Source organism: Sphingomonas sp. 22176 (assembly GCF_052045505.1).
Taxonomy (GTDB): domain Bacteria; phylum Pseudomonadota; class Alphaproteobacteria; order Sphingomonadales; family Sphingomonadaceae; genus Sphingomonas.
Genome location: NZ_JBQEPL010000003.1, coordinates 275,158 through 292,585, shown reverse-complemented (window position 1 = coordinate 292,585; position 17,428 = coordinate 275,158). Strand labels below are relative to the sequence as shown.

At 67.7% G+C, this 17,428-nt stretch carries 15 protein-coding genes; 10 read left to right on the top strand and 5 right to left on the bottom strand.

What is annotated here, in order from left to right:
* Positions 1-5: 5 nt before the first annotated feature.
* The 5 genes from ACTJKY_RS13290 to ACTJKY_RS13270 all read right to left on the bottom strand — a co-directional run bounded on the left by ACTJKY_RS13290 (position 6) and on the right by ACTJKY_RS13270 (position 5,719).
* Positions 6-2,474, bottom strand: coding sequence for a methyl-accepting chemotaxis protein (locus ACTJKY_RS13290; protein WP_440846620.1), 2,469 nt, complete (start codon positions 2,472-2,474; stop codon positions 6-8).
* A gap of 127 nt (positions 2,475-2,601) precedes the next feature.
* The gene (locus ACTJKY_RS13285) at positions 2,602-3,417 is read right to left on the bottom strand and encodes an inositol monophosphatase family protein (RefSeq protein WP_440846619.1); all 816 of its coding nucleotides are present in this window, start codon (positions 3,415-3,417) and stop codon (positions 2,602-2,604) included.
* Between the two features lie 119 nt (positions 3,418-3,536).
* Positions 3,537-4,100 carry an elongation factor P gene (gene efp / locus ACTJKY_RS13280; RefSeq protein WP_313534918.1) on the bottom strand — a complete coding sequence of 188 codons (564 nt, stop codon included), beginning with the start codon at positions 4,098-4,100 and terminating at the stop codon, positions 3,537-3,539.
* 40 nt (positions 4,101-4,140) lie between these two features.
* The gene (locus ACTJKY_RS13275; protein WP_440846618.1) at positions 4,141-4,722 is read right to left on the bottom strand and encodes a M23 family metallopeptidase; all 582 of its coding nucleotides are present in this window, start codon (positions 4,720-4,722) and stop codon (positions 4,141-4,143) included.
* Positions 4,723-4,726: 4 nt separating this feature from the next.
* A complete protein-coding gene (locus ACTJKY_RS13270) occupies positions 4,727-5,719 on the bottom strand; it encodes a L,D-transpeptidase family protein (RefSeq protein WP_440846617.1) in 993 nt (330 codons plus the stop codon).
* Positions 5,720-5,867: 148 nt separating this feature from the next.
* Between ACTJKY_RS13270 and ACTJKY_RS13265 the strand changes: the two genes are divergently transcribed.
* The 10 genes from ACTJKY_RS13265 to ACTJKY_RS13220 all read left to right on the top strand — a co-directional run bounded on the left by ACTJKY_RS13265 (position 5,868) and on the right by ACTJKY_RS13220 (position 17,422).
* Positions 5,868-6,920, top strand: a complete 1,053-nt coding sequence (locus ACTJKY_RS13265) for a potassium channel family protein (protein WP_440846616.1) — start codon at positions 5,868-5,870, stop codon at positions 6,918-6,920.
* Between the two features lie 126 nt (positions 6,921-7,046).
* Positions 7,047-7,811: an AcvB/VirJ family lysyl-phosphatidylglycerol hydrolase gene (locus ACTJKY_RS13260; RefSeq protein WP_440846615.1), complete on the top strand. Its 765-nt coding sequence runs from the start codon at positions 7,047-7,049 to the stop codon at positions 7,809-7,811.
* Between the two features lie 79 nt (positions 7,812-7,890).
* Positions 7,891-10,482 (top strand): bifunctional lysylphosphatidylglycerol flippase/synthetase MprF, encoded by a 2,592-nt coding sequence (gene mprF / locus ACTJKY_RS13255; RefSeq protein WP_440846614.1) that lies wholly within the window; start codon positions 7,891-7,893, stop codon positions 10,480-10,482.
* A 58-nt stretch (positions 10,483-10,540) separates the two neighbouring features.
* Positions 10,541-11,410 (top strand): NAD(P)-dependent oxidoreductase, encoded by an 870-nt coding sequence (locus ACTJKY_RS13250; protein ID WP_440846613.1) that lies wholly within the window; start codon positions 10,541-10,543, stop codon positions 11,408-11,410.
* A gap of 190 nt (positions 11,411-11,600) precedes the next feature.
* The gene (locus tag ACTJKY_RS13245; protein ID WP_440846612.1) at positions 11,601-11,867 is read left to right on the top strand and encodes a DUF6356 family protein; all 267 of its coding nucleotides are present in this window, start codon (positions 11,601-11,603) and stop codon (positions 11,865-11,867) included.
* A gap of 25 nt (positions 11,868-11,892) precedes the next feature.
* The gene (locus ACTJKY_RS13240) at positions 11,893-13,242 is read left to right on the top strand and encodes an FAD/NAD(P)-binding protein (protein ID WP_440846611.1); all 1,350 of its coding nucleotides are present in this window, start codon (positions 11,893-11,895) and stop codon (positions 13,240-13,242) included.
* Between the two features lie 50 nt (positions 13,243-13,292).
* Positions 13,293-14,333, top strand: a complete 1,041-nt coding sequence (gene hppD / locus ACTJKY_RS13235) for a 4-hydroxyphenylpyruvate dioxygenase (RefSeq protein ID WP_440846610.1) — start codon at positions 13,293-13,295, stop codon at positions 14,331-14,333.
* Between the two features lie 125 nt (positions 14,334-14,458).
* Complete coding sequence (gene hmgA / locus ACTJKY_RS13230) at positions 14,459-15,736, top strand: homogentisate 1,2-dioxygenase (RefSeq protein WP_440846609.1); 1,278 nt, start codon at positions 14,459-14,461, stop codon at positions 15,734-15,736.
* 163 nt (positions 15,737-15,899) lie between these two features.
* On the top strand, positions 15,900-16,271 hold the full coding sequence (locus tag ACTJKY_RS13225) for a Rieske (2Fe-2S) protein (protein WP_440846608.1): 372 nt from the start codon (positions 15,900-15,902) through the stop codon (positions 16,269-16,271).
* Complete coding sequence (locus tag ACTJKY_RS13220) at positions 16,268-17,422, top strand: isovaleryl-CoA dehydrogenase (RefSeq protein WP_440846607.1); 1,155 nt, start codon at positions 16,268-16,270, stop codon at positions 17,420-17,422. The genes ACTJKY_RS13225 and ACTJKY_RS13220 overlap by 4 nt, the downstream gene beginning before the upstream one ends.
* Positions 17,423-17,428 lie beyond the last annotated feature (6 nt).

Genomic DNA, 17,428 nt, shown 5'->3' with positions numbered 1-17,428 from the left:
CCCGCTCAGATCTTGCTGTGCGTGGAGGTCGCGAGCTCGTCGATCATCGCCACCACCTGGCGCGAGGTCTCGCGCTGGGCGCCGACCGACTGGGCGATGCCGGAGATCGCGCCGGTGGTCTTGTCGACGCAGCCGGCGATCGCCTCGAAAGCATCGCGCGCCGAGCGGGACCGGTCGGTGCCCTGCGCCACACGCTCGCTCGATTCGCCGATCAGTCGGTTGATCTCCTCGGCAGCCGAGGCGCTGCGCTCGGCGAGCTTGCGCACCTCTTCGGCAACGATCGAGAATCCGACGCCGTGCTCGCCGGCACGGGCCGCCTCGATCGCGGCGTTGAAGGCGAGCAGGTTGGTCTGGCCGGCCAGGTCGCCGATCACGTCGACGATGCTGGCGATCTTCTTCGACGACGCCGACATCAGCTCCATCGATTCGATCGTGCCCTCGATCGCGGTGGTCCCGCGATCCGCCGCCGCCTGGGTCTCGCTGGCGAGCCCGGTCGCACTGCAGGCGCCTTCGCTGATCGTCTTGATCGCGTCGGAGAGATCACCGACGACGCCCTGCATCTGCTCGGTCTTCGCTGCGATCTTGCGCTCGAGCATCACCTGGTCGGTGACGTCATAGGCATATTTGATCACCCGCGACGGATTTCCCTGCAGATCGAACACGGGCGAGTAGCTCGCCTGGATGAACACGTCGCGATCGTATTTGCCGATCCGGTGGAAGCGACCGCTATGGCCCTCGCCGCGGCCGAGCGCGCGCCAGAAGTCGCCATATTCCTTCGACTTTAGGTGCGCCGGATCGACGAACATCGAATGGTGGCGCCCCTGGATCTCGCGCAGGGTATAGCCCATGGTCGAGAGGAAGTTCTCGTTCGCGGTCAGGATTTCGCCCTCGAGGCTGAACTCGATCGTCGCGAGGCTGCGGTCGACCGCCTGGGCGCGGCTCTTGCCCTCGATCGCGGCCTTCTTGCGCTCGGTAATGTCGTGGGCGAACTTGACCACCTTCACGACGTTGCCGAGGCCGTCGAAGATCGGGTTGTAGGTCGCGTTGAGCCAGATCTCCTCGCCCGCCTTGTTGCGGCGGCGGAAATCCCCGGCGGTATATTCGCCATGCGCCAGGTCCGCCCAGAAGCGCGTATATTCCTGCGAGTTCACCAGCTCGGCATCGCAGAACATCTTGTGGTGCTTTCCGATCACGTCCTCACGGCGATAGCCCGTGGCGCTCAGAAAATTGTCGTTCGCCTCTAGGACCGTGCCCTCGGGGGTGAACTCGATCACCGCCTGCGCGCGGCTGATCGCGGCGACCTTGCCCTCGGCATCGGCGGCGCGCTGCTTCTGCTCGGTGATGTCATAGGCGTATTTCACCACCTTGATCAGCTTGCCGTCGGCATCGACGATCGGATTGTAGGTGGCGCGGATCCAGACGCGGCGGCCGTCCTTGCCGATCCGTGGGAAGATCCCGGCCTGATATTCACCCGCTGCCAGCGCACGCCAGAAGTTGTTGTATTCCTCGCCCTTCACATAGTCCGGGTCGCAGCAGGTGCGGTGGTGCTTGCCGATCAGCTCGCTGCGGTCATAGCCCATCGTCTGCAGGAACATGTCGTTGGCGGCGACGACATAGCCGTTGGTGTCGAATTCGATGACCGCGGTCGAGCGGTCGATCGCGGCAAGCTTGCCCGCCGCCTCGGCGGTGTCGATTTGCTGCTTGGTCACGTCCATGGCGAACTTGACGACCTTCACCGGCAGGCCCTGGTGGTCGAGGATCGGGTTGTAGGTCGCCTGGATCCAGCGATCGCTGCCGTCCTTGGCGACGCGCTTGTACAGGCCGCCGTCGAACTCGCCGCGGCCCAGCCGTTCCCAGAATTGGCGATAGGCGGGCGAGCGCGCATAGTCGGCGGTGCAGAAGATGCGGTGATGCTGGCCGATCACGTCCTCGACCTTGTAGCCGAGCAGGTCGCAGAAATTCTCGTTGGCGCTGAGCACGCGGCCCGAGAGATCGAACTCGATCATCGCGGTGGCGCGGCTGAAGGCGTTGAGCACGCTGCGGTTCAGCGCCGCCTCGATCTGCGCGCCGCGCACGTCGCGGGCGATCAGCACGATGCTCTTCACCGCGCCCTTGGCGTCCTTCACCGGGGCGTATTGACCGGCGATCCAGGCATCCTTGCCCTCGCAGCCGTTGCGGCGGGCGGTCTCCTCCATCGTCTCGCCGGCACGCAGACGATCCCAGAACGCCGTGTAGGCCGGACTGGCGGCATAGTCCTCGTCGCAGAAGAAGCGGTGATGCTCGCCGACGACGGTCTCGAGCACGCAGCCCATCGCGTCGAGGAAATGCTGGTTGGCGCGGGTCAGGATGCCGTCGGGGCTGAACTCGGCCACCGCATAGAGGCGATCGAGCACCGAGCCCACGTCATGGCAGAACGCCTCGTCCGATGCCTCTCCCCGACGCCCCTTGCCGAGACCGCCCGCTTCCATGTTCATGCGCCAACTGTCCTATATCGCTCGGCTGGATAGCCGAAAGCGTTTTAAGGACCTTATAGGCCGCAAGCTCTCGTAAACGGTCGGGAAATACAGTTAATTTCCCGGCTCCGTAGTCGTACTTACAGCCTCAGCGCAGCGCGTTGGCGACCAGCTTGTGAAGCTTGGAGTGCAGCCCGTCATTGGCGGCGAGGAACTGGTTGCGCTGCATCGCCATGTCCTGGCCGCGATAGTCGGTGACGAAGCCGCCGGCTTCCTTGACGAGCAGCATGCCCGCCGCGACATCCCAGGGCTTCAGGTCCGATTCCCAATAGCCGTCGAAGCGACCCGCGGCGACCCAGGCGAGGTCGAGCGCGGCCGAGCCGAGCCGGCGGATGCCCGCCACTTCCGGTGCCACCGCACCGAAGATGCGGCTCCACTCGGCGAAATTGCCATGGCCCATGAACGGGATGCCGGTCGCGATCAGCGCCTCGGACAGGTCCCGCCGTGCCGAGACGCGCAGCCGCTGGTCCTGCAGCCAGGCGCCGCGGCCCTTCTCGGCCCAGAAGCTCTCGTCGGTGAGCGGCTGGTAGATCAGGCCATGGGTGATCTCGGACTTGCCCTGGCTGCCGTTCGGGTCCTCGACCGCGATCGCGATCGAGAAATGCGGGATGCCGTGGAGGAAGTTGGTCGTGCCATCGAGCGGGTCGACGATGAAGCGCGGCTTGTCCGGATCGCCCGGCAGCTCGCCGCCCTCTTCGGCCAGGATGCGCCAATCGGGTCGCGCCTTGCGCAGTTCCTCGATCAGCGTCTGCTCGGCGCGCTTGTCGGCCATGCTCACGAAATCGGCCGGGCCCTTGCGGCTGACCTGCAGGTGCGTGACCTCGTTGAAGTCGCGACGCAGGCGGGGGGCCGCCTTGCGTGCGGCACGGTCCATGACGGTGAGAAGGCCGGAAAAGGCTGCCATATCAATCTCTCTCCCTGCCGCTGCTGCGGGGGACTAAGGAAGGCCTGACCTGAAAACGGGAAAAGGGGACGCAGGCCTGCCGTCCCCTTCCCTTAGCATGTTCGGCCGAAGCCGGCAGATCAGTCCGCGCGGCGGACGTAGGTCTGCTCGTACACGTCGACGACGATGCGCGTGCCGCTGCCGATATGCGGCGGCACCATCACGCGCACGCCGTTGTCGAGCACGGCGGGCTTGTACGAGGAGGAGGCCGTCTGGCCCTTCACCACCGCGTCGGCCTCGACGATCGTCGCTTCGATCGTGTCGGGCAGCTGGACGCTGATCGCCTCTTCGTCATAGAGCTCCATCACCACGTCCATGCCGTCCTGCAGGAAGGCGGCAGCGTCGCCGAGCAGGTCGCGCGGCAGCGTGGTCTGGTCATAGGTTTCCTTGTCCATGAACACGAGCATGTCGCCTTCAGGATACAGGAACTGGAAATCCTTGGTGTCGAGGCGCACGCGCTCCACGGTCTCGGCCGAGCGGAAGCGGACGTTGTTCTTGCGGCCGTCGCGCAGGTTCTTGAGTTCGACCTGCATATAGGCACCGCCCTTGCCGGGCTGGGTATGCTGAATCTTGACGGCGCGCCAGATGCCGCCCTCATATTCGATGATGTTGCCGGGACGGATGTCCACGCCGCTGATCTTCATGGATCGTGCCTGTATGTGAGAAAGAGCTGAGCGGGGCCCTTTAGCTCCGCCCGGGCTTTCCCGCAAGCAGCGGATAGGGATCGACGTTGGTGCCCTGCCACCAGCCCTCGCCCGGCGCCATGCGTTTGACCTCGAAATGGAGGTGCGGCGCCCCGCCATCGGCGCTTCCACTGGTGCCGACGGTGCCGATCGGCTGGCCCTGGCGCACGGCCGCGCCCTCCGGAACGGCAATGGTGTCGAGGTGCGCGTAATAGTGCACCGTCCCACCATCGGACGTCCGGACATAGAGCGTATGGCCGCCGAGATCGCTCTCGAACTGCTTCTCGACCGTGCCCGACGCAGCGGCGAGCACCGGGGTGCCCTTGGGCGCGAGAATGTCGATCGCGTGGTGCTCTCGGGTGCCGTCGCCGCGGGGTTCACCCCAATTGTCGCTGAGCGCCGTAGCAGGGACGCCCTGCACCGGGATGATCAACCCTGAGGCGACCGGCGCCGCGGCTGGCTGCGTCGCCGGTGCCGCTTGCGTCCGGGGCGCTTGCCCCGCTGGCAGGAAGCGCACGCGTGACACTAGCAGCGCGAGCAGCGCCACCATCACCAGCCCCGCGATCAGGCCGAAGCGCCGCACGGGACTATTCCTGGAAGAGTGCCGGGGTGCCCGGCTTCACCATCAGCGCGACGCGGGCCGCATCCCAGTTGGTCAGGCGGATGCAGCCATGGCTTTCGGTGCGGCCGATCGTCTGCGGCTCCGGGGTGCCATGGATGCCGTAATGGTCCTTGGACAGGTCGATCCACACCACACCCACCGGCCCGTTCGGCCCCGGCGGCAGCATCGCCGGATCGTCGCCCTTCTTCGCGTCCCAGAACAGCTTCGGATTATAATGAAACTTAGGGTTGGTATCTACACCATTGATTGTCCAGCGACCGATCGGCAGCGGATCATGCTCGCTCCCCATCGTGGCGCTGAACTGCGCGACCAGCCGGTTGCCCGCGCCATACACTTTCAGCACGCCCTCGGACTTGTCGACGACGATATGATCGGCCTGGGGCTGGCGCGGATCGACGTTGAGCATGTTCAGCGTCTGGCGCCATTCGGGCTTCCAGTCCGTCGGATAGGCGCGCGAGCCCGGCAGCGCGTTGGGCAGCCGCAGCATCGTGCCGGTCTTGACCGTCGTCACCCCGGGGTTGAGCGCCGTGATAACTTCAGACGATGTATGAAACATCTCGGCCAACTTCTCGAGCGGATTGCGATAGCCGAGCATCTTCAGCTTGGCCTGCTGGTCAAGATCCTTGGGGATAGGATCGACGAACGGCCCCTGCATCGTCGTCGCGCCGACTGCGAGCGTCCGCACCGGCCGCAGCGCGCGATATTGGTGGAGCACCGCCAGCGTCGCCGGGTCGATCACGCCGGTGACCTTCAGCCCACGAGCTTCCTGCAGCCCGCGCACAGCGGCAGTCAACGACTGGCCTGCGCGCCCGTCGAGGATGCCGGGTCCGAAGCCGAGATGGTCGAGGATCACCTGGGCATGGAGGATGTTGAGGTCGATCGGCGGCTTGGGGCTAGGGGCCTGCGCCATGGCAGGCGCGGCGAACAACGCGGCAACTCCGAACACCCATTCCCGCATGCAGCCTCTCCCGATCCTTAATATCCAATTCAGGCTAAACGTTCGCATGCGCCTCGCGGTTGCCGCTGCGGGCAAACCCCGATGGACAAGCGGGGTTTCGCGTGTCCTTATCAACGCAATGCGGGGGATTCTTTCAGAAGCGGAACAAGTGCTCGGCTCGCCCGTGCGCAACCTTGTTTCGATCCTGCTGTTCGTGCTCGCGGTCGCGGTGCTGGCGACGATCGGCTACATGGCGGCGGGCTGGAGCTTCTCCGACGCGAGCTACATGGTCGTGCTGACCATCTACACCGTCGGCTATGGCGAGATCCGCCCGATCGACACCCCCTATCTCCACGCGCTGACCATGGGCACGATGGTGCTGGGCTGCACCGGCATGATCCTGCTCACCAGCGCGCTCGTCCAGTTCTTCACCGTGCTGCAATTGCAGAGTATTTTCGGAGCAACCCGCATGCAGAGCCGCATCGACAAGCTCGCCGACCATGTCGTGATCTGCGGCTATGGCCGGATCGGGGTGATGCTCGCCCGTGACCTCTCCCGCGCAGCCGTGCCGGTGGTGGTGATCGAGCGCGGCCCCGAACGCCGCGCCGAGGCCGAGGCGGCGGGGCTGTGCACCCTCGCCGGCGACGCGACCGAGGAGGAAGTGCTGATCGCCGCGGGCATCCAGCGCGCCCGCGCGCTGGCGACGGTGCTGCCCGACGACGCGGCGAACGTGTTCATCACGCTCAGCGCCCGCAACCTCAATGCGGGTCTGGAGATCATCGCCCGCGGCGAGGCGCCGACCACCGAGCGCAAGCTGATCCATGCCGGCGCCGATCGCGTCGTCTTCCCCACCCATATCGGCGCCGAGGCGATGGCGCGGATGATCCTCTATCCGCACCGCGAGCACGTCCAGGGCGAGGCCGAACTGGCGCGGCTGCGGCGCGAATTGGGTGCGCTGGGGCTGGAGGTGGAGCTGATCGAAGTCGCGAAGGGCTCCGCCATGGCCGGGCTGAGCGTCGAGGAAGCCGAACGCCGCGCCGAGGGCAGCGTGTTCCTCGTCCAGATCGACCGCGCCGACGGCCGTTCGATCCCCCGCCCCGCCCGCGACGAGCGGCTCGAGGCCGGCGACAAGGCAGTCGTGGTGATGCGCGACGTCGCCGCAGGCGCGCGGGCACTGTTCACCGCGCGGGCCGAGATTCGCGCCGGGCGGAACAAGTTTTGACCTTTCTTAAGCCCCTCCTCCTGGGAGGAGGGTTGGGGGTGGAGGGATTCCAGAACAGATGTTGGTCTCGGTGAGACACGCCCCCCCTTCAGCCGCCCTTCATCTCCCGGAGCATAAGGCGTAACGATGGCGACACCCTCCCCCCGCACCCGCCGTCTCGCCTGGAAGCGCTGGGCCGCCGCCCTCGTCGCGCTGATCGTCGCGATCGCTTTCGGCATCTATTGGAGCGCCGGCTTCCTCGATCGCAACCCGGTCCATCTCTACGGCATGCCCGAACAGCCCCGCACCATGCCAGTCGCCGCGGTGTTCCTGTCGGGGGACATGGGGCTGCGCTACGGTATGGGTTCCTATGTGGTCGAGGCGCTCGCCGGAGCCGGGGTGCCGGTCTATGCGGTGGCGAGCTCAACCGCCTTTGCCCGGCGCCACAGCCATGCCGAAGTGCTGGCGCTGCTCACCCATGCGATCCAGGAGACGCGCCGCCGCTCGGGCGCGGCTAAGGTGGTCGTCATCGGCCAGTCCTTCGGCGCCGACATGGCGCGGGTGGCGCTGGCGTCGCTTCCCCCAGCGCTGCGTGCCCAAGTCGCCGCGCTGGTGCTCGTCGTGCCCGGCAGCGACGCCTATTTCCGCGCCGACCCGCTGGGTTTCGCCTATGTCGGCACGCCCGATGCCGACGCCGCCTCAGCGCGGTCGCTCGACTGGCTGCCGGTCACCTGCATCCGTGGGCAAGACGAAACCGACAGCCTGTGCCCTACTCTGCTCGCGCCCAACGTCCGCCGCATCACCCTGCCCGGCGGCCATTATCTGCGAATGGATCACGACCTGCTGGTCCGCACCGTATTCGCGGCGCTCGCCCCGGTATTGGGCGCCCATCTGGATGCCCCCGCGCCATAATCGCACCCTCGATTGCCCGCCGCCGGTCCCCCGGATAAAGGCAGGCGGCGCACGGGAAAGGCGCCGTTGGGGGAGTTGGATGCAGATTGCGGATACCGAGGCGCCGGAGGAAGAGCCGTCGACCGGACACGGTCTGTTGGCCTGGCTCGCGCGCCATCGCCGGCCGCTGCTGATCCTGGTCACGCTGGCGCTGGCCGCGCTGGGCTTCGAGGCGGTACGTACCATCCTCGCCGAGGTGCGCCTGCGCGACGTGCGGCACGCGCTGCACCAGATCCAGCCGGTGCGGCTGGCGGCGGCGCTGGGGCTCACCACCGCTTCCTATCTGGCGCTCACCCTCTACGACTGGTTCGCGGTGCGCGCGATCGGCCAGCGATTGCCCTGGCGGACCGCGGCGCTGGCCTCGTTCACCAGCTACACGATCAGCCATAATCTCGGTCTGTCGCTGCTCACCGGCGGCACTGCGCGGCTGCGGGCGTACGGCGCGGCGGGGCTGGACTTCGCCGATGTAGCCCGCATCACCCTGATCGCCGGTGCGACCTTCTGGAGCGGCGTGTTCGCGGTGACCGCCATCGCGCTGCTCGTCGCCCCGCAGCCGCTGGCACTGTTCGGCCAGACGCTGCCGCTGCCGCTGCTCCATGGCGTGGGCGTCGCCGTCCTGCTCGCCTTTGCCGCGCTGTTCGTAGCGCGCGCCCGCGGCCTGGCCGAACTGCGCCTCGGCAGTGCGACCCTGCCGCTGCCGCCCGCCCCGCTGATGGCGGCCCAGATCGGCATCGCCGCACTCGACCTGGCCTGTGCCTCGGGCGCGCTGTTCGTCCTGATCCCCCATGCCGATCCGGCGCTGATCGGCAGCTTCTACCTCGCCTATGCGCTCGCCATCGTCATCGCGCTGGTCACCCATGTGCCGGGCGGGATCGGCGTGTTCGAGGCGGTGATGCTGGCGCTGGTTCCAATCGGCCGCAGCGACCTGTTCGCCGCACTGCTGCTATACCGGGTGCTTTACTATCTCCTTCCGCTGCTCGTCGCCGGCGGGCTGCTGGTCGGCATCGAGGGACGGCGGCTGCGCCATCCGATCGCGGCGGGGCTGAGCGTCGCGCACCGGATCGGGCAGACTTTGGTCCCGCCGCTGCTCGCGCTGCTCGTGTTCGGCGGCGGACTGGTGCTGCTCGTCTCGGGCGCGCTGCCGCCGGCGCATGGCCGGATGCACCCGCTCCACGGCGTCCTGCCGCTGCCCTTCGTCGAAGGCTCGCACTTTGCCGCGAGCCTGGTCGGCACCGCGCTGCTGCTGATCGCCCCGGCGGTGCAGGCGCGGCTCAAGAGCGGCTTCTATGCCGCGCGGCTGCTGCTGGTCGCGGGCGCGATCTTCTCGCTCGCGAAGGGCATCGATGTCGAGGAAGCGACGGTGCTGCTGATCGTCGCCGGGCTGCTCCAATATGCCCGGCCCGGCTTCTATCGCAGCGCCGGGATCGGCTCGGCGCCGGTCGCCCGCTGGTGGTGGGCGGCGGCGCTGATCGCGCTGCTGCTGAGCGCCTGGGCCGGCTTCTTCGCCTATAAGCGCGTGCCGTACAGCGACGATCTGTGGTGGGATTTCGCCTGGCGCGGCAACGCCCCCCGCTTCCTTCGCGCCACGCTGGGCGCGACGATCCTGCTGGTCGGCTGGGCGTTCTGGCGGCTGATGTCGGCAGCCCCCCGGGTGCGCGAGCATCAGGCGCTCGATCCGGAGGTGGCGACGCGCGCGCTTGGCGCCACCAGCCGCGCCGATGCGATGCTGGCCTATACCGGCGACAAGGACTTCCTCGTCTCCACCTCGGGCGACGCCTTCCTGATGTACCGCGTGCAGGGCCGCACCTGGATCGTGATGGGCGATCCGGTCGGACCCGAGGAAGCCTGGTCCGAGCTGATCTGGGAAATCCGCCGACGCTGCGATGCCGTGCGGGGCCGGCTCTGCCTGTTCCAGGTCAGCGCGGCGATGCTGCCGCTGGTTGTCGAACTCGGCCTTCAGCCGCTCAAATATGGCGAGGAAGCGGTGGTCGATCTTCGCCAGGGCTATGACCTCAAGGGCGGGCAGTTCAAGTCGCTGCGCTATTCGGTCAAGCGTGCGACCAGCGAAGGCCTGGTGTTCGAGGTGGTGCCCGCCGCGCAGGTGCCTGCGCTGCTTCCCGATCTCCAGCGGGTCTCCGATGCCTGGCTGGCGGGAAAGACCGGCGCCGAGAAGCGCTTCAGCCTGGGCCGCTTCGATCCCGACTATCTGTCGCAGTTCGACTGCGCGGTGCTGCGGCTGGCGGGCGAGATCGTTGCCTTCGCCAATCTCTGGGAGACACCCAATCGCGAGGAAATCTCGGTCGACCTGATGCGCCACCGGCCCGGCACGCCCTATGGCGCGATGGATCTGCTGTTCGTGCGGCTGCTGCAGTATGGCGCGGCGCAGGGCTTCCAGCGCTTCAACCTCGGCATGGCGCCGCTCTCAGGCCTCAAGCCCGGCCCGCTCGCGCCGATCTGGTCGCGGCTCGGGGCGGCGGTCTATGGCCATGGCGAGCGGATCTACGGCTTTTCGGGGCTGCGATCGTTCAAGCAGAAGTTCGGCCCCAGCTGGGTCCCCCGCTATATCGGCACCACCCCGGGGGTCTCGGTGCCGCGGGCGCTCATCGACGCGGCGGTGCTGATCGGCGGATAATCCCTTGGGTTCCGGGCCCCGCACCCCACATGCTGCACCGCATTTCAGGGAGACACGCATGGACCTCGCATTTCTCGGGCTTGGACAGATGGGAATCGGCATGGCGGGCGCGTTGCTCGATGCCGGGCACACGCTTACCGTCTGGAACCGCTCGCCCGACAAGGCCGCCGCCCTTACCGAGCGCGGCGCCCGCCTCGCCCGCACCCCGCGCGAAGCCGCCGACGGCGCCCAGGCGGTGCTGACCATGGTGGCGGACGATGCGGCGCTGACCGCGATCCTCGAAGGCGAGGACGGCGTGCTCGCGGGCATGGCGCCGGGCGCGCTGCATCTCTCGCACAGCACCATCGCCGTCGCGACCGCCGACAAGCTCGCCGAGCATCACGCAGAAGCCGGGCACCAGTTCGTCTCAGCACCGGTCTTCGGCCGCCCGCCGGTCGCCGCGCAGGGCAAGCTCGCCATTGTCGCCGCAGGGTCGCCCGAGGCGATGGAGGTCGCCGCGCCGATCCTCGACGCGCTGGGCCGCGTCACCTTCCCGATGGGCGACAAGCCTTCGGCCGCGAACCTGGTGAAGCTCGCCGGCAACTTCATGATCATGGCCACCGTCGAGGCCTATGGCGAGGCGATGTCCCTCGGCGAAAAGGGCGGCGTCGACCGCGCGAAGATGCTCGAGGTGTTCTCGGGCACGATCTTCGACGGCGCGATCCACAAGGTCTATGGCCCGCCGATCGCCGAGCGCCGCCACCGCCCCGCCGGCTTCGCCGCGCCGCTGGGCCTCAAGGACATGCGCCTTGCCGGGGAAGCCGCCGAGGCTGTCGGCGCGAAGCTGCCGCTGCTCGATCTGGTCCGCGCGCACCTCACCGAAACCGTGGCCACCGAAGGCAGCGACGTCGACGTGACCGCGCTCGCCGAGACGATCGCCAAGCTGTGAGCCTGCGCTCCCCTCCCGCTTGCGGGAGGGGTCGGGGGAGGGGGTGGCCGCAGCCGCGTCCGCCCTCGCCACGTCACCCCCTCCCCTAGCCCCTCCCGCAAGCGGGAGGGGAATCTCCTCTCCTACAAAGGGAGAGGGATTTGGGACGGACGCCCTTCCCCCCTGCCGCGATCCCGCGTACATTTCCCATATGATCACTCGGCTTTTCCTCACCCATCCCCGCAGCGTCGGCGAAAGCTATGGCGAGCATGCCGCCACTGCGGCGCGGTTCGGCGTTACGATGATGGTCGGCGGCGCCGCCTGTATCGTCCATGCGGTGCTGCCCTTCCTGTTCGTCCGTACCGCGAGCGACTCGGTGAAGCGGCTCTATGCCCAGATGAAGGCACGCCAGCCCGCCTTTGCCGAGCAGCAGCCCGCCTTCCGCCAGCCCGAGTGGCAGCTCGACTACGAAATTTGACGCCGGCATCGGGGGAGCCGCAACCATGATCGAACACGTCGCCATTATCGGCGCGGGCTTTTCGGGCACGCTCCAGGCGATCAACCTGATCCGCCATGAGGGCCCGCGCGCCACGCTCATCGAACGCGCGCCGGTGGCGGGCACCGGGCTCGCCTACGGCGCGGCCCACCCCTCGCACCTGCTCAACGTCCGCGCCGCGAACATGAGCGCGTTCCCGGACGATCCGGGACATCTCGTCCGCTGGCTTGAGGCGCGCGGGGTGGAGCATGCCGCTGCCAGCTTCGTGCCACGCCGCGTCTATGGCGAATATCTGCGCGAGATGCTCGAACAGGCGCTCGCTCGCTATCCGGATCGCCTGCGCCTCGTCCGCGGCGAAGTGGAGGACGTGACCTTCGACGCCGACGGCGCGACGCTGCAACTGTCCGACGGCACGCTGTGTGCCGATGCCGCGGTGCTCGCGGTCGGCAATCTGCCGCCGCACGATCCGCCGGGTCTCGACCCCGCAACGCTTTCCGCCCAACGCTACAAGGGCGATCCTTGGGACCCGAGCGTGCCCGAGGGCCTTTCCGACAGCGATACTGTGCTGGTGATCGGCACCGGCCTCACCATGGTCGACGTCGCGCTGCTGCTGGAGGCGCGCGGGTTCGGCGGCAAGATCGTCGCGGTTTCACGCCGCGGCCTGCTCCCTCGTCCCCATGGCCCGGGGCAGGACTGGGACAAGCTCCGCGAACGCCCCCGCACCAGAGCCTCCGCGCTGGTCCGCGCCGTGCGCGACCGGGCCGAGCAGGTCGGCTGGCGCAACGCGGTCGACGAACTCCGCCCCTTCACCCAGCCGATGTGGGCCAATGCCAGCGAAGACGAGCGCGCCCGCTTTCTCCGCCACCTCCGCCCCTGGTGGGACGTCCACCGCCACCGCCTCGCCCCCGAGGTCCATGCGCGGCTGCAGGCGCTGATCGATCGCGGGCAGCTGGAGGTACGCCCCGCCAAGACTCTGGGCTTCGTGGAACGCCCGAACGGCATCGCCGTCACCCTCCGCCCGCGCGGACAGGCTGCGCCCGAGACGATTCTCGCCCAGCGCATCATCAACTGTACCGGCCCGCTCGGCGACCTCGCCCGGTCGCGCGAGCCGCTGCTCCAGCGCCTCGCCGCGCGCGGGGTGATTCGCCCGGACCCCGCGCATATCGGCATCGATGTCGACAACCAGGGCCAGACGATTGCCGCCGACGGAAGCGCCAACGCCAATCTCTACGCGCTCGGCCCGATGACCCGCGGCGCCTTCTGGGAGATCGTCGCGGTGCCCGATATCCGCACCCAGACCTGGGCGGTCGCCCGTCGCCTCTCCAACGCGCATTGGGTCGGCGGCGAGGGTCTGTAGCGAACTGGTAACATTTGACACTAAATCGAGGTTTGGGGTATCAGGTGGCCATGACCGATACCGCCAACCCGCTCGGCCTCAACGGCTTCGAGTTCGTCGAGTTCACCTCGCCCGATCCGGACGCGATGGCGCGCCAGTTCGAGCAGCTGGGCTTCGTCCCCACCCACCGCCATCCGCGCAAGAACATCACCCGCTACAAGCAGGGCCGCATCAACCTGATGCTCAACCGCGACGACGCCGGCCGCGTCGCCGCCTTCCGCGGCGAGCATGGCCCTTCGGCGAGCGCCATGGCGTTCCGCGTGTCGGACCCGAAAAAGGCGATGGAATGGGCGCTCGCCCATGGCGGCAAGCCCACCGATGAGGACGACACCGTCATCCAGGGCATCGGCGGCTCCTATCTCTATTTCATCCAGGACGGCGATGACCTCTATGCCAACTGGGCCGAGTTCCCGGGCTGGCGCGAAGCGGAGGCGGAGAACAGTGTCGGGCTCGACCTGCTCGACCACCTCACCCACAATGTCCGCCGCGGCCAGATGCGGGTGTGGAGCGAGTTCTACCGTACGCTCTTCGGCTTCGAGGAGCAGAAGTATTTCGACATCAAGGGCAAGGCGACGGGCCTGTTCAGCCAGGCGATGATCGCGCCCGACAAGGCGATCCGCATCCCGCTCAACGAGAGCCAGGACGACAACAGCCAGATCGAGGAATTCCTCCGCGAATATAATGGCGAAGGCATCCAGCACCTCGCGCTGACCACCGACGACATCTACGACACCGTCGAGCGCCTCCGCGCCCGCGGCGTGCGGCTGCAGGACACGATCGAGACCTATTACGAGCTGATCGACAAGCGCGTCCCCGGCCACGGCGAGGATGTCGAGCGGCTGCGCAAGAACCGCATCCTGATCGACGGCTCGGTGGAGAACAACGAGGGCATCCTGCTCCAGATCTTCACCGAGACGATGTTCGGCCCGATCTTCTTCGAGATCATCCAGCGCAAGGGCAATGAAGGCTTCGGCAACGGCAATTTCCAGGCGCTGTTCGAGAGCATCGAGCTCGACCAGATCCGCCGCGGCGTGATCAAGGTCGACGCCTGACCAGTTCGGAGAGGGAGAGAGCCGGGGGTGCCGCCGCAGGAACAGCATGGCATACCCCGGCCCCACCGAACGCCCCCTCCCCGTCCTGATCCAAAAGGGGAGACGCGCTGGAGAGGACGAGCCACGTGACCCAGTATTTCCCCGGCTTCGGCAACCATGTCTCGACCGAAGCGGTGCCCGGCGCGCTGCCGATCGGCCGCAACAGCCCGCAGCGGCCGCCTTATGGCCTCTATGCCGAGCAGCTCTCCGGCACCGCCTTTACCGCGCCGCGCGCCGAGAACCGCCGCAGCTGGCTCTATCGCCTGCGCCCCAGCGCCGAGCATCCGCCCTACCGGCCCTATCACGGTGCCCCGCGCTTTTCGCCCCGCACTTCGCTGAAGCCGCTCGCCCCGAACCGCCTCCGCTGGGACCCGATCCCCGCGCCCGCCGCGCCGGTCGACTGGATCGACGGCATGGAGACGATGCTGACGACCCGCGACCCCGCCGATCTGGAAGGCGTCGTCGTCCACCGCTACGCCGCCAATCGGGACATGGAGACCCGCGCCTTTGTCGACGCGGACGGCGAACTGCTCTTCATCCCCCAGGCCGGCGCGCTGGTGCTGCTCACCGAACTCGGCCGGATCGACATCGCCCCGGGCCAGATCGCGGTGATCCCGCGCGGCGTACGCTTCCGCGTGCTGCTGCCCGAAGGCAGCGCCGCCGGCTACGTCGCCGAGAATTACGGCGCGCCCTTCCGCCTGCCCGATCTTGGGCCCATCGGCGCCAACGGTCTCGCCAATCCCCGCGACTTCGAGACCCCCGCCGCCTGGTTCGAGGATCGCGACACGCAGTTCCAGCTTGTGCAGAAGTCGTTGGCAAGTCTGTGGATAACCACCCTGCCGCACAGCCCGCTCGACGTAGTGGCATGGCACGGCAACCTCGCGCCCTATCGCTACGATCTCGCCCGGTTCAACGCGATCAACACGGTCAGCTTCGACCATCCCGATCCCTCGATCTTCACCGTCCTCACCTCGCCGAGCACCGTGGCGGGCCGCGCCAACGCCGATTTCGTGATCTTCCCGCCGCGCTGGATGGTGGCGGAAGACACGTTCCGCCCGCCCTGGTTCCACCGCAACGTGATGAGCGAGGCGATGGGGCTGATCCACGGCGCGTACGACGCGAAGGCCGAGGGCTTCGCGCCGGGTGGGCTGTCGCTCCACAACCTGATGGCGGGGCACGGCCCCGACGTCGCCAGCTGGCGCGGTGCGTCCAACGCCGAGCTCAAGCCCCACAAGATCGAGGGCACCATGGCGTTCATGGTCGAGACCTGTTGGCCCTACCGTCCGACCGAGCACGCGCTAGCCCACGCCCAGCCGGACTATGACGCGGTATGGGAAGGCTTCCCCAAGGCACAGCTGCCGTGATGTCTCCGACCGCTGCAACCTGCGCTCCCCTCCCGCTTGCGGGAGGGGTCGGGGGAGGGAACGACGTGGAAGCAGCGCTTAGACGGTGCAGCCCCTCCCCTGGCCCCTCCCGCAAGCGGAAGGAGAACGCGAACCGTGAAGCGTTGAAAGCTTTTATCCGCGCATGACCGAGCGACTGACGAAAACCCCAGCCGGCGTGAAGCTCGGGCCGCTCGACCTGATCCCCGACGGCACCGCCCGCAATTTCGTGCTGGAGATGCGCGCCGGCCGCTTCCACGGCTTTGTCGTCCGCCGCGGTGCCCAAGTCTTCGGCTATGTCGATCGCTGCGCCCACATGCCGGTGCCGCTGACCCAAAAGCTCGACGCCTATCTCACCCCCGATGCCAGCCATATCCAGTGCAGCTGGCACGGCGCGCTCTACACCGTGGAGGAGGGCCGGTGCGTCGGCGGCCCTTGCGTCGGCGCGCGACTGCTTCCATGGCCCGTGACAACAATCGACGGCATGATCGTGACCGTTGGAGAGGAACAAGCATGACCCCGGACTTCGACTTCGCCCTCGGCGATTCCGCCGACATGATCCGCGACACCACCGCGCGCTTCGCCCGCGACAAGATCGCGCCGCTCGCCGCGCGGATCGACGCCGAGGACTGGTTTCCCCGCAACGAGCTCTGGGCCGCGATGGGCGAGCTGGGCCTGCACGGCATCACCGTCCCCGAAGCCGACGGCGGCCTCGGCCTCGGCTATCTCGAACATGTCATCGCGTGCGAGGAAGTCGCCCGCGCCTCGGCCTCGATCGGCCTCAGCTACGGCGCGCACTCGAACCTCTGCGTCAACCAGATCGCCCGCTGGGGCAATGCAGAGCAGAAAGCCAAATATCTCCCCAAGCTGATCTCGGGCGAGCATGTCGGCAGCCTTGCCATGTCCGAAGCCGGGGCCGGCTCCGACGTGGTCTCGATGAAGCTCAAGGCCGAGAAGGTCCAGGGCGGCTATGTGCTCAACGGCACCAAATTCTGGATCACCAACGCGGCGTACGCCGACACGCTGGTGGTCTACGCCAAGACCGGCGAAGGCTCGCGCGGCATCACGACCTTCCTGATCGAGAAGGACATGCCCGGCTTCGCGATCGGCCAGAAGATCGACAAGATGGGCATGCGCGGCTCGCCCACCTCGGAACTGGTGTTCACCGATTGCGAAGTGCCGGAAGCGAACGTCATGGGCCCGCTCAACGGCGGCGTAGCCGTGCTGATGAGCGGGCTGGACTATGAGCGGACCGTGCTCGCCGGCATCCAGCTAGGCATCATGCAGGCGTGCCTCGACGTCGTCCTGCCGTACCTGCGCGAGCGCAAGCAGTTCGGCCAGGCGATCGGCAGCTTCCAGCTGATGCAGGCCAAGATCGCCGACATGTATGTCGCGCTCAATTCGGCGCGCGCCTATGTCTATGCCGTGGCGCGCAGCTGCGATGCGGGCAAGACGACGCGCTTCGATGCGGCGGGAGCGATCCTGCTCGCGAGCGAGAACGCCTTCCGCGTGGCGGGCGAGGCGGTGCAGGCACTGGGTGGTGCCGGCTACACCAAGGACTGGCCGGTCGAACGCTTCCTGCGCGACGCCAAGCTGCTCGACATCGGCGCAGGGACCAACGAAATCCGCCGCATGCTGATCGGCCGCGAATTGCTGGGGGCGGCGTAACCTACG

Excerpts from the sequence above, each read along its gene's own strand:
- ACTJKY_RS13285 (WP_440846619.1), bottom strand. The coding sequence starts at position 3,417 with ATGGCAGCCTTTTCCGGCCTTCTCACCGTCATGGACCGTGCCGCACGC.
- mprF (WP_440846614.1), top strand. The coding sequence starts at position 7,891 with ATGCAGATTGCGGATACCGAGGCGCCGGAGGAAGAGCCGTCGACCGGA.
- ACTJKY_RS13225 (WP_440846608.1), top strand. The coding sequence starts at position 15,900 with ATGACCGAGCGACTGACGAAAACCCCAGCCGGCGTGAAGCTCGGGCCG.
- ACTJKY_RS13250 (WP_440846613.1), top strand. The coding sequence starts at position 10,541 with ATGGACCTCGCATTTCTCGGGCTTGGACAGATGGGAATCGGCATGGCG.
- ACTJKY_RS13290 (WP_440846620.1), bottom strand. The coding sequence starts at position 2,474 with ATGAACATGGAAGCGGGCGGTCTCGGCAAGGGGCGTCGGGGAGAGGCA.
- ACTJKY_RS13220 (WP_440846607.1), top strand. The coding sequence starts at position 16,268 with ATGACCCCGGACTTCGACTTCGCCCTCGGCGATTCCGCCGACATGATC.
- ACTJKY_RS13240 (WP_440846611.1), top strand. The coding sequence starts at position 11,893 with ATGATCGAACACGTCGCCATTATCGGCGCGGGCTTTTCGGGCACGCTC.
- hppD (WP_440846610.1), top strand. The coding sequence starts at position 13,293 with ATGACCGATACCGCCAACCCGCTCGGCCTCAACGGCTTCGAGTTCGTC.
- ACTJKY_RS13245 (WP_440846612.1), top strand. The coding sequence starts at position 11,601 with ATGATCACTCGGCTTTTCCTCACCCATCCCCGCAGCGTCGGCGAAAGC.
- ACTJKY_RS13270 (WP_440846617.1), bottom strand. The coding sequence starts at position 5,719 with ATGCGGGAATGGGTGTTCGGAGTTGCCGCGTTGTTCGCCGCGCCTGCC.
- ACTJKY_RS13260 (WP_440846615.1), top strand. The coding sequence starts at position 7,047 with ATGGCGACACCCTCCCCCCGCACCCGCCGTCTCGCCTGGAAGCGCTGG.
- efp (WP_313534918.1), bottom strand. The coding sequence starts at position 4,100 with ATGAAGATCAGCGGCGTGGACATCCGTCCCGGCAACATCATCGAATAT.